The organism is Streptomyces sp. NPDC020996 (assembly GCF_040641355.1).
GTDB lineage: Bacteria > Actinomycetota > Actinomycetes > Streptomycetales > Streptomycetaceae > Streptomyces.
The window spans coordinates 149,472-163,376 of record NZ_JBFADM010000006.1; the positions used below are offsets into that span (position 1 = coordinate 149,472).

The window sequence follows — 13,905 nt, forward strand, 5'->3', positions numbered from 1 at the left end:
GACGGAACCAGCAAATGCTCGCCCGCCCAGGACGTCGTAGGGAATCCCTGCCGACGCCTCCTCCAGACCCTGAGACTTCACCCGCTTCGCAAGGAGCATTCCGTATGCAATATGTCAACCACCGAATAGGACGCATGCGTTGGGCCCGCGCAGCGATAGCCGCCTGCACCGTGACCCTCCTGGCCACCACCGCGGCGACCGCCGCACCCAAGTCAGCGGATGACGCAGGGCACGCGGCCTCCGGACGTTTCGTCGCCGCGTCGTCCGTTCCCAAGTCGGAACTCCGGAACCTGAATCGCCCCGTACCGCTTGCGGCCTATCAGCGCTCGCACGGCGGACGCGGCCCACTCGCGCACGCGCTCCGGCGGACGCCCGCCGATGAACAGACGGACCTTCGCCAGCAGTGCGAACAGCAGGCTGCAGCCGCGAAGACCCAGGCCGGCTGGATCAAGAGCCGCTTCGAGAGCTGCCAGAAGAAGCCGTACGACCTGGTCCTGCGCGACAAGAACGGCACCGAAGCGATCGGCCGACTCTGGTTCGACATGTGGACCCTCGGTTTCTCCTACGACGGCAGCCGCAGGGTCGACTACGTGGCCAGCGTCGAGAACATCCGCGTCCAGACCGCGGGGACCGAGGACGCCACCAAATGGAGCATCAGCCAGTTCTTCCGGGACAGCGTCAACGCCAGCTCCAGTGACCCGAATCCGCAGGTCATCAAACCGGGCACGGAGAAACGGGACGAACTTCTCGGCGCCTGGGACACAAAACCCACGTGGACGCTCTCCTACACCTCGCCCGATCTGGGCCCCCAGTACAACAACGGCAACCAGCAGAAGGTCGCCGCCACCGTCTTTATGGATCTCACCGTCTCTTCGCCCAGCGTCTCCCCGTACCAAGAGGTCGATGCCTATCACTCCGCCATCCGCTTCGACTACGCCGGACCCGTTGCAGGCAAGTTCATGGGTACCGTCTTCACCGGAGCCCGCGTGCAGCTCGTCATGAGCCGCAAGGACTCCGCCGTGAAGGAGAGCGCACTACACATCTACGACGCCATGAAGCGCCCGGAACGCACCTTCCCGTCCTTCGCGGGCAAGACCGTTCCCGGAGAGAAAGAACCGCTTCACAGGCTGGTCAACAAGGACAAGCAGGACGCGAACCGGACCAAGTCCATCAAGGAGTGCAAGAAGGTGTGGGGCGACTACTCGGGAAGCGGGCTTGAATGCGACGAGTACCCCTTCGCCAGCACCAAGGAAGGCTCGACCAAGGGTGACAATCGCTATTCCGTCCGCCTGATCGACGGCAAGGACAACCGGGCCGGCGGTAAGCGGCTCGACGAGATGTACACCACCAACCGTGTCCTGGACGGCGACGCCTTCTACGTGAAGATCACCGGCTGACAGAGAGGTTCTCCCATGGCACTCCTCGGCGAACACAGCGTCACCGCACGGCCCGACCGCCGGGTCGTCGAGGTCTACGACGCCGACGCCTACCTCGGCGACGAAGCAGCCATGGAGGCAGCCGAGGTACAGGTGGTGGCGGGCAACGGCTACCACCTGTACCTGCTCAGCCTCCAGTCCGACATCGACGTACGGGTCGCCATCCGCATCTGGGACACAGTCCCCAAACCCCCCGCCGACGCCGAAGGCCACACCCCGCTCAGCATCGAGTCCGCTACCGGCGTCCTTGTCGTCAGTCAGCTGACGATGGGGCCCGCGGGCGAGGTGACCCTGCCACGCCCAGGCGTGTACGAGGGGTATGCATGGTGGTCCGGGCGGGAAGCGGCGTCCGCGTACTACGACGCAACCCTCGACAGCATCGCCGACGACTGGACCCCCGAGCAGATCCGAGCAGCCTGGGACCAATGCCCGGCCGATGAACGCTACGTCCTCGACTTGGCCTTCGTACGGGAACCTGCCGCCGAGGACGAGGAGGACGACGACTGACGGTCTGGGCTGACGGCAGCGAGCTCCGCTGCGCACTCCTTGTAAGCCGGGTGAGGGCCCTTGTCGGGACAGCGCCCCGCCGCTGCTCGCTGCGGCTGGACACCGAAGACCAGGGGAACAACACGTTGATCAACCCAGGCGCCGTCCTCGAGGTCGCCGGGGGCCGGTGGGCGGCCCTCTTCCGTGTCCACCGGGCTTCAGCAGCTCCGCGGTGTCGAGATGGTCGAGGGGCTCGGCGCGCATCGCGAGGCGGGCCATCGGGCCGTGGACAGCGGTGGCCCCGCGGCCTGCGCGCTACGACGTGACGCACCGAGTCCACTCGGCCGTGACGGCTGGACGCGCAAGGGCCCGGCGACGAGCCCGGTGTGGGCCGGTAGGCGGAAACGGTTACGGCAACCAGGGGATGCCGTAACGCGGCGAGGGCCGTTCCGCCCCGGCACGGCGGTAACCATATCCAGCGCTCCCAAGACGTCGCCTCCGAAGACGTTGCCATCGGGAGCAGCCGCCTTCCGGGACCCAGGGGAGTCACCCATGTTCACCCGCAGATCTTCCGCGCTCGCCGCGCAGGCCCTGTGCACCGCAGCTCTCGCGACAGTGCTGGCCAGCGCCACGCCGGCCTCGGCGCAGACGACCGTCGCCTGCAGCGAGAGCGCTCTGTCCACCGCGATCGCCAACGCCAACTCCACCGGCGACGACACCCTCCTCCTGGCGCCGGGCTGCGTCTATCCCCTGACCGCACCGCTGCCGACGATCACCGGCAATCTCGTCATCGACGGCAACCACAGCACCATCACCCGTTCGTCCGCTGCCCACTTCGGAATCCTCAGGGTGGGCTCGGGCGGCAACCTCACCATTCATGACGTGGCCCTCACGAACGGGGACGCGCCCGACTTCGGCGGCGGTATCGCGAACTACGGTCGACTGACCGTGATCCGCAGCATCATCCGCGACAACCACGCCAACTTCTCGGGTGGCATCGGCGGGGTGTCGGGGACGACGACGCGGATCGAGAGCAGTTCCATCACCGGCAACACCGCCAACGTCAACGGCGGCGGCGTCGCCAACGACGGCGACATGACCATCGTCGGCAGCCGGGTCATCGGCAACACCGCCGTCAGCGGCGTCGGCGGAGGCGCGGCCAACGACGGCACGCTGCAGATCGTGCGGAGCAACGTCAACGAGAACCGGGCCCGCCGCGCCGGAGGCGTCGCCAATGTGAGCGGTGGCAGCACCACCATCACCGACACCAACGTCAACAACAACACGGCCACCGTGGCCGCGCCGGGCGGTGTGCTGAACACTGGCGGAACCGTCGTACTGAACTCCAGCCGGGTCAGGGGCAACCAGCCCACCAACTGCGCCGGCAGCGACATCCCCGTCCCGAACTGCGTGGGCTGACGCAACCCCGGTCGCGGATTCGCGTCCGCCGCCCCGACAGAGTGACACCGGTCAGGTGCCCGACCCGCGGAAGCGGGCCGGGCACCTGACCGGTTCTTGTCGCTGCTCCGGGAGGAGACAACGGTCGTCGTCACACCGCGCCGGTGTCCGTCCGCGAGTCAGTGAGCCGGACGGTCGGTGCGGGTGCCGTGGGTTCTGGTGCGGGGCAGGCGCAGGGCCAGCAGGAGGCCGATGAGGGCCAGGGTGGCCATGCCCAGGGAGGCGGCGGTCAGGGCCTGGCCTCTGGCTCGGGTGTTGATGCGTACGAGTTCGTCGGCCGCGGTGCCCGTGATGCCCCGGGACTCAACCTTCGCGCGTACCTCGTCGTCGGAGGCGGCGGTGATCTGGACCTGGTGTTCGAGGGTCTGCTGGACGTACTGCTTCTGGCCGGAGGACAGGACCGTGCTGGCGTTCGTCCCCGCCTCGAAGGCGAACAGCAGCGAGGTGGTCATCAACGCGCCGGCGAGCGCGACTCCGAAGGAGCTGCCGAGGTAGCCGGCGGTGCGGCTGAGGCCCGTCACGTCGCTCACCTGCTCCGGCGGGGACGCCGACTGGACGAGGTCGGTCGCCGTCGTGGCCAGGCCCCGGCCGATGCCGACGAGGAGGAGACCCGGGGCCAGCGCCAGGCCGATGGCCGACAGATACTGCCGGTGCGGGTCGAACATGAAGGCGACTGCGACGCAGCCGGCGGCCATGGAGAGGAACGCCCAGATCTGGGCCGTGCGGTGGGTGATCCGGCCGTTCCCGACGAGTGCGGCGGCCACCGGGGCCGCCGCCGTCAGGCCCACCGGCACCGCGATCAGCGTGACCCCGCTGCCCAGCGCGTCGAACCCGGCCGTCGTCTGCAGGAAGACCGGCACCAGGAAGAGCATGCCGGTGGGCACCAGGATCTGCATGACCATGGTCAGGGTTCCGGCCCGGATCGTGCGGTTGCGCAGCACCGACAGCCGTACCAGCGGGTCCCTGCCGTGCTTGATCAGGTGCCGCTCCCATACGGCGAACACGACCAGGACCACCAGCCCGGCGCCGGCGAACAGGGGCACGGGGGACACCTGGCCGCGGTGCAGCACGGTGGCGCCGAAGACCTCGAAGTCCTCCCGGGCCTCGATCAGGCCGTAGCGGCTCCCCAGCAGGGTGGCGACGACCAGCAGCCCGAAGCCGGCGGCGGACAGCACCGCTCCCAGGACGTCGAAGCGCTGTCCGGGGCGCGCCGGGAAGCGCTCGGGGCTCACCTTCCGCCGCATGAGCACCAGCACGACCAGCGTGATGACCGTCTCCAGGAGGAACGACAGCCGCCAGTCGAGGTAAGTGGTGATCAGGCCCCCCAGCACGGGGCCGACCCCTGACGCGATGCCCGCGGTGATGCCCAGGGCCGACAGGACTTTCGTCCGGGTGGCTCCGGTGAAGGCCCCGGTCAGCATCGACACCAGCGCCGGGAGCATCAGCGCCACGCCGATCCCCTGCAGGAGGGACCAGCCGAACAGCATGAACCGCAGCGTCGGGCCGAGGGCGGTGATCAGTGCGCCCAGGGCGAAGATCTGGCCGCCGACGACGAAGGCCCGCGCGTAGCCGTGGCGTGCGCCGAGCTTGCTACCGGTGATCAGGCACGCGGCAACCACCAGCGCGTACAGGGACATCGCCGACTGCACGCCGGTCAGCGAGGTGTGCAGGTCCCTGACCATCGCCGACAACGCCACGTTCATGGCGGTCGAGGTGTAGTTGATCAGGAAGTTCTCGACGGAGAGCAGGACGAACAGCGTCCTGACGTCCTGTGCGGCTCCCGCGTCGGCCTCTGCGCCGGTCCGCCTCGCTCTCTTTCGCCGTTTCACGGTGCCCTTCTGTCGTCCGAGCATGGGGGCGGCGTCTCGCTCCGGTAGTCCAGGGTGCACGTCGTGCGCCGTTCGTTACCGCGGGACGCGCCAGCGTCGGCGTAGGCGTAGGCGTAGGCGTCGCACCGGGCGGCCGGCTGCCGGGCGTAGCCGTCGGCCCCGGGCCGAGGTGCGGCCTTCGGCGGGGTGTGCTGAGGTGAAGTGAGGTGAGGTGAGGTGACAGGTGCCGGACACGGGGACCCGGGACGAACCCACAGCCGCTTCCCGGAAGGGCTTCGCCCGTGCTGAGAGTGGGAACCTTCCTGACGCCCGCCGGCCGCGGCGGGCCGGGGGCGGCGCCCGCGCACCCGGAGGCCGACAGGATCCCGGCCGGCGACCACGCGCTGCTCATGGAACTGCTGGCGGATCTCACGGACGTCGAGTTCCGCCACGGTCTGGACATCGGCCGGTCCTGGATCCGCAACGGCAAGGTCCACTGCGGCGACGTCTGCCTCAACGACCTCGACCTGAACCTCTGGCACGCCTGGCTGTCCCGGGACCCCGGCTGCTACGCCATGGAGGCGCTGCGCACCCTCAGCCTCGACATCCCGGTGGTCCCCGATCCGGTGCGTTTCTCGACCGGCCTCGACAAGTACCGGGCGCACCTGCGGCTGTCCCGGGCCGGCCTCCCCGCGCCCGACACGATCCTGCTGGACCGGCGCGACACGGCCGCCGCCGCACCCGTCGTCGCGGAGTGGGGCCGTGCCCTGCTGAAGCCCAGGCGCGGGTCCTTCGGACAGGGGGTCCTGCTGATCGAGGACTTCGCCACCCTGCGCGACCTCGCGGACTACCTGGACAGCACCCTCGCGGCGACCACGGAGAGCACCTTCCTCCTGGAGCGCTTCTACCCCAACGACCCCGCGGACTGGACCGGCACCACCTTCGTCAACGGCACGCTCATGTACGGCTATCGCAAGCGCGGGCACCGTTTCGCCCGGCTGTCCGCGGACGCGGTGAAGGTGTACGACGCCGAGGGGGCCGGCGGCGAGGTGGACGGCTGCGAGGTTCCCCCGGCGCACGCCCGGCTCGCGCAGCGTGCCCAGCAGGCTCTGGGCCTGCCGCTGGTCGGCTTCGACCTGATCGTGTGCGACGGGCGGCCCGTCATCGTGGACGAGAACACCTTTCCCGGCCTCTACCCCGAACTGTTCGCCGCCGCCGGGCGATCGCTCGGCCGTGAACTCTTCGGTCTCGTCCACGACCTCGTCGACGTCGTCAAGGAGTCGAGGGAGTCGAGGGAATCGAGGGAGTCGAGGGAGTCGAGGGAGTCGAGGGAATCGAGGGAGTCGAGGGAGTCGAGGGAGCCGAAGGAGACATCGGGCGGCGTCCCGGTCAGGTCGACACTCCCATGACGATGCCCAGCAGGGTGAGCGCGAAGAAGGCCGTGCCCCACACCAGCGCCTGGCGAATGCAGCGGTACTTGGTCCAGGCGGTCTGCGACAGGGCCGCCAGCTGGCTCAGGTCCCGCGACACGGGGTCGGTACGACGGACCGTCCGTTCGAGGTGCGCGGCCGACATCGCCAGCCTCGTGTCGCCGAAGTAGTGGGTGCGGGACGCGCGGGGGTCTCCGAGCCGCGGGGTCACGGCCAGGCCGAGCAGGACGAGCGCCGGGGCGCAGGCGGCGCAGCCAGCCCAGAGGAGGAGTTGCGGGACGACCGGGTACTGCCGCGGGGCGATGACGCCGCTGCCGATCGCGCCGAGCAGGGCGGTCAGGGCGGCACCCAGGGAGGCCAGCATCAGGCCGGCCTTGTTGTCGGCCTTGACGAGTTCCTCGCGCGCCTCGGACAGCAGGACCCTGGCGAGTGCCGCGCCCCCGTCGGGCGCGCCCCCGTCGGACGCGGTGCGGGCGTCCGGGCTCGATGTCGGGGCCGGGTCTGGCGCTGGGGCCGGGGCCGGGGCTGGGGCCGTTCCGGTGTCGCCTTGCGGTGTGGTCATGCCTTCCCCGTCCTTTCCGTCGATGGCAGGCGGCTGCCCCGGCGTACGTGCGGGGCGGCCGCCGTGCTCACTGCTGTTCCCGGTACGTGCTCCTCGTGGTCGTGCCGTTCCTGGGGCGGTGGACGCCTCAGACCGTCGACGAGCGGCGGATCTCGTCCTCCAGTGCGTTCACCGCCTGCCGGACCCGGATGTTCATCTCCGCCGTGTGTTCGCGCAACGCCGCTTCCGACTCGGCGCGGTGGCGCCGGACCTTCTGCTCGATGGCGTCCTGGGCGATCTCGAGGTCCGCCATGACCCGGCGCTCGGCGAGCCGGATCTCCTCGCTGTGGATCTTGACGGCACTGTTGCTCTCGCTGGTGAGCATCCGGTCGTACGCCGTCTCGCCGCTCAGGTACTTCACCAGCACCGGCAGTGCGTCGAGGAGGACGAACAGCAGGCGGACGAGCCAGATGCCCATGAAGAGAACCGGGTTCCCGCTCGCCAGTTCGTCAAGCGCCCGGATTCTCTCCAGGACGCCGATCTCCTTCTGTTTGGCGCGTTCCTGGTCCAGCCGCTGCTGGATGCCGTCGGCCCGGGCCTTGAGGAACGCGCCGCGGGACGAGGTCAGTTGGGACTCGATCTTCGAGATGCGGCTGTTCATGCCGGCCAGCCGCTTCTCGTTCTCGCTGGTGCGGTGGGTGGTCCGGTAGTCCCGTGCCTTGTCCCGCAGGCGCTCGCATTCGGACGTCCGCTGGTAGAGGCCGGTGGCGGCGATGCGGATCAGCCGGCGGCACTCGTCCCGCACCTCGGAGTCGATGGCCTCCAGCCTGGTGGTGTCCTTGTCCACCCGCTTCTGCAGGGAATCGGCGTCCGAGCGCAGGGACGCCAGTTCCTCGGCCCGTTCGCCGGGCGTCGCGCCGAAGGAGAGGACGTATCCCTTGTCGCAGCCCTCCGGCGTCACCACCGTCATGGTGGACGGTACGGGGTTGCAGCGGACCAGGTTGGTGCGCAACTCGTCGATGACGCCGGTGCGTTCGTCGGCGATGCGCTCCTCGACCGCGGTCTGGAAGATGCGCAGCACGAGCGGCTCGGCGATCACCGCGCCGAGCATCAGGGCGATCAGCAGGCGCATGAGAAGCGGGCCGAGCCGTCGCCGCGCGTTCGGCTGCGGAGTGACCAGCCAGCGGTCGAGGTTGAGCACGAACAGCATCCAGATGGCCGTCGGTACGACGGCCGCGAAGGAGACCCTGCCGATCGCCTCGGTCGCGAAGTTCCACATGGAGAACGCGGCGATGACGGAGGTGCCGAGCACCACCCCGCCGAGTGCCGTGTACTTGCTCCGCTCGTACCTGATCCTGCCGAGCAGTTCCTCGTCCACGCCGGTCAGGGCGCGCAGCCGTCGCGCGGCGTCGAGGTCGAAGCCGGCGGACGGGCGGCGGACGGTGCTCCGGGGACGGGCGGTACTGGCGGTACTGGCGGTACGGGCGGCGGCCTTGTTCCCGCCCTCGCCGTCGCCGTCGCCGTCGCCATCGCCCGACCGGTAGTGCCCGGGACGGGCGGCGGCCACGCCGGGCACAGCCCCGCCGATCGTGGCCCCACCGGTCACGGCCCCGCCGGTCACGGCCCCGCCGTCCGTGGTGCGGCCGTCCACGGCGTCGAAGGTCGTGCCGGACGTCGTGTCCGAGGCCGTGACCGGGTTCGTCAGGAAGTCAGTCAACGAGATCGTCCTCGTCCATGACGAAGCCACCCCGCGGGTCCCGGGAGCCGCCCCGGCCCGGCGCCGTGCGGTCGGGGCGGGGCCGCCCCGACTCGACCATGCGGCCGTCGGCGCCGTCGCCGACGCCGGGCAGGCCGCGCCCGGCCTGCCCGGCCGGGCCACCCGTCTCCCGCAGTACCTGTTCCAGAACCTGGTGATAGTCGACGTAATCGCTGCCGCTCATCTGCCGCAGCAGCGTCAGCACCATGTCGCGGCGCATCTGCGCCTCCGCCGTCTCCCGTGCGTGCGCGTGCGCCCGGTCCGCCGTGTCGGCCTTGTCGCGGCGGGCCGACTCCTCGTCGGCGATCCGGTGGATACGGGCCGCCGCCTCGGTGACGTCGATCTCGTCCCGGACGATGCCGAAGGCGTCCACGTGGTCGGACCCCTGGGCGAGCAGTTCCGCGATCTGCAGCGCGTCCTGCGTCTCGAAGGCACGCTTGCCGCGCCGCAGTTCCCAGTCGCGCCGGGCGTCGCGCAGCTTCTGCTCCCAGTCCCGCAGGTCGTCCGAGGCGTGCACCTCGGCGCTGACGAACTCGACGCTCGTTCCCGCGACCCGCGGCGGCACTATCGCGCTGTAGGCGGTCATCCGGTGGGTGACCTCGGTCCGCACCGCGTTGACCTCCTCCACGCGGTGCCCGGCGCTCACCCTCGGCAGGTCGCTGTCGCCCATCAGGTAGGCGCGCAGCGGGACGGTGACGTCGATGATGCCCTGCCGGGCGATGACCGTCGGGTCGGTCACCTGGCAGGTGAACGACGCCCGCATCGTGAAGGTGTCCGCCTCGCTCACCGACGGGAGCTGTCGCTCCACCTCGACCAGGCGCGCCCGGGTGTCGACGAGGCTGACCGACGACGCCTCGAGCACGTCGGGGTGGGACGGGTCGAACACCATCCCCTCGGGGAAGGTGCGGTAGTTCCCGCCGACCCGGAAGACGTAGACCGCGCCGGGCGGCAGCGGCGGCACGTCCTCGCGGCGGCGGCGCCGAGACCACCAGGTGCCCTGGACGGTGGCCAGGACGTGCTCGGCGATGACCGGGTAGTTCACTTGCTTCGGCCTCCTCGGGAGGAAGGAAGGGGAGTGGTGGATATGAGGGACCCGGCGGAGCGCCGGGGGTCGGCCGGCGGCCGGCCGCGCAGTGATCCGAGGAGCACCTGCGCGAGCCGGCGGGCGCCGGGGATCGCGTAGTCGGGGTGGCGAAGGGCGACGGACAGGTGGTGGCACAGGGCCGCCCACTGGCGCCGGTTCATGGCGTTGCGCATGGCTTCGCCGAGTTCGCCCACCGCACCGGTGACGGACGGGTCGTCGCGCAGTTCCACGAGCGTTCGGCACAGCGCGCTGACCGCACGGCTCCGGTTGCCGCTGTGCAGGACGTCCGCCCACAGCGCGCCGAGGTGGCGGGCGCTGTCCGGGACGCCGCGCAGCAGTGCGGCGGTGACCGGCTCGGGGGCCTCCAGCCGCGTGGCTTCCAGGAGTTGGACGGCGATCCGCAGCGCGATCGAGCGGTCGCGGGAGCCCGGTGCCGTCCTCGCGATCACCGTCCGGACGTACCGGAGGGTGAACCGGGCGCGTTCCGGGTCCTGTTCGGCGGTCTGCAGCAGCAGGACCAGGGAGCGGCGGGACGCGAACGCGATCCGCTCGCCGCGCTGCGCCAGGAACCACAGGCAGTTGAGCGCCTGGCGGCGGTAGAGCGCGCCCAGGCGGCCGGTCAGCGCCATGGCCGCCGTGATGGCACGTGCGGGGCCGTTGTTGTCCTCCCAGCCGAGGACGATGCTCAGCGCCTGCGGGGCGAGATGCTCCGCGTCGCACATGAACTGGAGCGTCAGCGCGGCGGTGACCCGCTGGCTGCTGAAGCCGTCGGACCACACCTTCAGCAGGTTCTCGTCCACGTCGGCGAGCGCGTACCGGGCCAGCAGGGCGACTCCCCGGGCCACCTCCGTGCGGGTGTCCAGGTCGCCCAGCAGGGCCAGTTCGCCGAGCCACTTGCGCAGCGGGTACCAGAGTGCGTAGCCGTACAGGTCGTGCAGTTCGGCGATGACGAGTTCGCGGACGCGCGGCGAGGTGAAGACCAGCCGCCGCTCGCTGCGGACGCCGTCCCGGCCGGGGCCGGGGCGGTGTTCGGTGGTGACGATGCCCACCGCGCGGTCCCGCCAGCGGGCCCGGGACTGGTCGGCCACCGCGCCGGTCAGCAGGTCCTCGGGCGAGCCGTCCGGCTCCGCGACCGGCGTCTCACCGCTCTGCCGCCAGCTGCGCACATGGGCGGCGAGTGCGGCGCACTGCTCCTCGAACGTCCGCTCCGGGATGCCCTCGAGGAAGGCCAGGGCGGCGAGCGGAAGCAGGTCGTCCGCCGGCGGCTGTCTGCCGAACCACTCCCGGACCCGGTTCTGGTCCCCGTCCCGCAGCATGTCCAGGGCCGCCTCCGCGCCCCCGCGCGACAGGGCCACGGCCGCGGCGACGACGTCCGCCGGACGCCGCTGCTCGCCGACCCACCGCAGCAGTTCCCGCTCGGTGTCCGGTTCGACGGCGGTGAGCGGGAGCTGCCGTGCGCAGTGCTCGAACAGCGCCACCGGGTCCGGCGCCTGCCACGGCACGCAGTGGTCCCGCAGCGCCAGCCGCCGGCGGGTGGCGTCGCCCGCCGTGATCACCAGGTACGAGCCCCGGCGGCGCAGTTCCTCGCTCAGCCGCCCGATCGCGTACGCCTGTACGGCCTCGACGTGCAGCTCGCCGACGTAGTCGAGGATGACGTAGCCCTGTCCGCGCTTGAGGTTCGGCGAGGCGGCCAGCTCGGCGAGGGCGTTGGCGGGCGACAGGCTGCGCAGCTCGGCCCGGCCGCCCAGGACCTTCCTGAGCAGGGCGAGGGCGCCCGCGCCCCGGCCGCTGCCCTCCTGCGCGGTCAGCACCACGAGAGCGTTGCGGCGCAGCTTGCCGAACGCCTCGTCGAAGCAGGGCTGCGGCGGGACGTAGAACCGCAGGACCCGGTCCGTCTCGGCCGGCTCGATGACGCCGGGGGCGAGACCGGGCGACGTGGCGGCGCCGAACCCGAAGGCCGCCCCGGAGGCGTCGACGGCGCCGTAGAAGTTGTTGTTGACGAGCTGGTGGAAGCGGCGCAGGTCGTCGTAGCCACGGTCGTCCTCCGCCTGCTCGTCCGGCTGCTGACGGCTGTCGTGAGCCGCCTCCGGGCCGACGCCCGGGCCGGCGTCCGGGCCGTCGGGCGCCGCACCGGCCTCCCCGGCCTCCGATGCGGCGCCGGCGTCATCGGCATCGTCCGGCGCGGGCGGTGCGGGCGGCGCGGTGTCGTCGCCGGAGGCCGGTACCGGCGGGACGGGCGCTATGGGCGGGACGAGCGGTACGGCCGGCCCGGCGTCCGGGTCCCACATCTCAGCCACCGCCGCCTCCGAAGCCGAAGACGGCGCCCCGGGCGTCCACGTCGCCGGCGACGTTGGTGACGTTGATGTTGTCGGCCCGGTATTCGTTGCTGATCCCCGCACCGCCCGCGGCGGCCGGCCCCGACCGGTCCGCCGCGGGCTCCCCCGGTGCCGGGGCCGCGGGCTTCCCCCTCTCCGCGGCCCCGGGCTCGTGAGAGTCGGTGGTGCGCGCGCCGAGCACGGGCCCGGGCACCCGCAGCCACGCCTCCGCCTGGTACTCCTTCACCTGGACGGTGACGCGGGTGAAGTCCTCGGTGCGCAGGCTGGTGTGGCCGCCCTTCACCACCGAGCGGAAGACGTCGTCGGACAGCAGCAGCACCAGGTCGGCGCCGGGGTGCGCGGCCAGGGCGTCGTAGAGCGCGGGGGCGTTCAGCAGGCGCGCGGTCGCCACCACGGCCGATCCGGCGAAGCCGTTGTCGGCGAGCTCCACGAGCCCCTGGTGGATGACGACCCGCAGCCGCATCCGGGCCTCGGGGACCCGCTGGGCGTTGTACTCGCGCAGTTCGGCGGCGAGATGGCGGACGTAGTCGTCGACCAGTCGCGGTTCCGCGCCGTCCAGGGGGCGGACGGCGAGCTGTTCGTCGCCCTTGCGCTGGATCTGCCACTGCGCGCGGTCCAGGCCGGCGCTCCTGGCCGCGCGGTCCAGCAGCCGCGGCAGGTCGTGCTGGATCTCGGACTGCCTGCGGTCGTTGTTGCCGCCGTAGGCCTGCGCGTCCACGGCTATACAGGTGCAGGGGTGAAACCCGGGCCACTCAGCCACCCGATCATTCCTCTCTGGGCAGGCGTGCAAAGGGCAGACACTGCCCACGAAGTGCTGCCCGAGAGGCTAGGAGAGCCCGCGCGAAGTGATCCCGTAGCACTACGGGTTGTCGGCCACGACTTTGGCGAATTCAAGGAGTTTTGGAACGTCACAGATGGTTATGCTGCGGTAACTGCGCTCCACCAGCCCCATGGACGTCAGCAACGCCAGGTTCTTTTCGGCCGTGTTGAGAGCGAGTCCGGCGAGTGACGCGAGTTCCTTCTGGGTGAGCGTGATGCCGAGGTCGCACCGTGTGCCGTCGCCGTCCGGGACGGGCTGGGCGTAGGCCTGGGACAGCTCGGCGAGGACCCGGGCGAGCCGGGTCAGCGAGTCGTAGGCCCGGAAGTCGATCCGCCGCCGGTTGGCCCAGCGCAGCCGGGCGCACAGCATGTGGAGGATGGCCCGCATGGCGTCCGGGTGGCCGCTGAGGAAGGTCTCCAGCGCCCGCACCTGGATGATCCGCGCGGTCACGTCGCTGCAGGCGATGACCGTCCCGGACCTGGGGCGTTCCTCGAAGGCCGCCATCTCGCCGACCAGGTCGCCCGCGACCCGGACGGCGAGCAGCATGTCGTAACCGCTCTCCGCGCTGGCGACCACCTTCACGACCCCGCTCGTGATCAGCAGGACGTGCCGGCTCTCGTCGCCCTGTTGCAGCAGGGCGCGATGCGTCGGGTAGGTGATCGGGGTGCCCTCACGGAGGAGTTGTTCCCGTGTCCTGGCCTGTAACCGGCCGAGAAAAGTGGACGACGGCCACGCGCGATTCACCAGTAC

General features: G+C 71.0%; 11 protein-coding genes. 4 read left to right on the forward strand and 7 right to left on the reverse strand.

The features are described from left to right. The first annotated feature begins 104 nt into the window (after positions 1–104). From AB0G63_RS07035 to AB0G63_RS07045, 3 genes are all read left to right on the forward strand, one after another. A complete protein-coding gene (locus tag AB0G63_RS07035; RefSeq protein WP_360745481.1) occupies positions 105–1,397 on the forward strand; it encodes a NucA/NucB deoxyribonuclease domain-containing protein in 1,293 nt (430 codons plus the stop codon). A 15-nt stretch (positions 1,398–1,412) separates the two neighbouring features. Then, positions 1,413–1,943: a hypothetical protein gene (locus AB0G63_RS07040; protein WP_360745484.1), complete on the forward strand. Its 531-nt coding sequence runs from the start codon at positions 1,413–1,415 to the stop codon at positions 1,941–1,943. Between the two features lie 531 nt (positions 1,944–2,474). Beyond that, positions 2,475–3,341 carry a hypothetical protein gene (locus AB0G63_RS07045; protein ID WP_360745487.1) on the forward strand — a complete coding sequence of 289 codons (867 nt, stop codon included), beginning with the start codon at positions 2,475–2,477 and terminating at the stop codon, positions 3,339–3,341. Between the two features lie 158 nt (positions 3,342–3,499). Here the strand turns inward: AB0G63_RS07045 and AB0G63_RS07050 are convergent, their stop codons facing one another. Next, positions 3,500–5,209, reverse strand: a complete 1,710-nt coding sequence (locus AB0G63_RS07050) for an MFS transporter (RefSeq protein WP_360745490.1) — start codon at positions 5,207–5,209, stop codon at positions 3,500–3,502. Positions 5,210–5,490: 281 nt separating this feature from the next. Between AB0G63_RS07050 and AB0G63_RS07055 the strand changes: the two genes are divergently transcribed. After that, positions 5,491–6,597 carry a hypothetical protein gene (locus tag AB0G63_RS07055; protein WP_360745493.1) on the forward strand — a complete coding sequence of 369 codons (1,107 nt, stop codon included), beginning with the start codon at positions 5,491–5,493 and terminating at the stop codon, positions 6,595–6,597. Here the strand turns inward: AB0G63_RS07055 and AB0G63_RS07060 are convergent. The 6 genes from AB0G63_RS07060 to AB0G63_RS07085 form a co-directional block, all read right to left on the reverse strand. Then, positions 6,578–7,180, reverse strand: a complete 603-nt coding sequence (locus AB0G63_RS07060; RefSeq protein ID WP_360745496.1) for a Pycsar system effector family protein — start codon at positions 7,178–7,180, stop codon at positions 6,578–6,580. The genes AB0G63_RS07055 and AB0G63_RS07060 overlap by 20 nt on opposite strands. Positions 7,181–7,307: 127 nt before the next feature. Next, positions 7,308–8,876, reverse strand: coding sequence for a DUF4407 domain-containing protein (locus tag AB0G63_RS07065; protein ID WP_360745499.1), 1,569 nt, complete (start codon positions 8,874–8,876; stop codon positions 7,308–7,310). Continuing rightward, on the reverse strand, positions 8,869–9,957 hold the full coding sequence (locus AB0G63_RS07070) for a hypothetical protein (protein ID WP_360745501.1): 1,089 nt from the start codon (positions 9,955–9,957) through the stop codon (positions 8,869–8,871). The genes AB0G63_RS07065 and AB0G63_RS07070 overlap by 8 nt, the downstream gene beginning before the upstream one ends. Continuing rightward, entirely contained in the window at positions 9,954–12,287 is a 2,334-nt protein-coding gene (locus AB0G63_RS07075; RefSeq protein ID WP_360745746.1) for a hypothetical protein, read from the reverse strand. The genes AB0G63_RS07070 and AB0G63_RS07075 overlap by 4 nt, the downstream gene beginning before the upstream one ends. A 1-nt stretch (position 12,288) precedes the next feature. Continuing rightward, complete coding sequence (locus AB0G63_RS07080) at positions 12,289–13,053, reverse strand: hypothetical protein (protein ID WP_360745504.1); 765 nt, start codon at positions 13,051–13,053, stop codon at positions 12,289–12,291. 141 nt (positions 13,054–13,194) lie between these two features. Next, on the reverse strand, positions 13,195–13,899 hold the full coding sequence (locus AB0G63_RS07085) for a Crp/Fnr family transcriptional regulator (protein ID WP_360745507.1): 705 nt from the start codon (positions 13,897–13,899) through the stop codon (positions 13,195–13,197). Positions 13,900–13,905 lie beyond the last annotated feature (6 nt).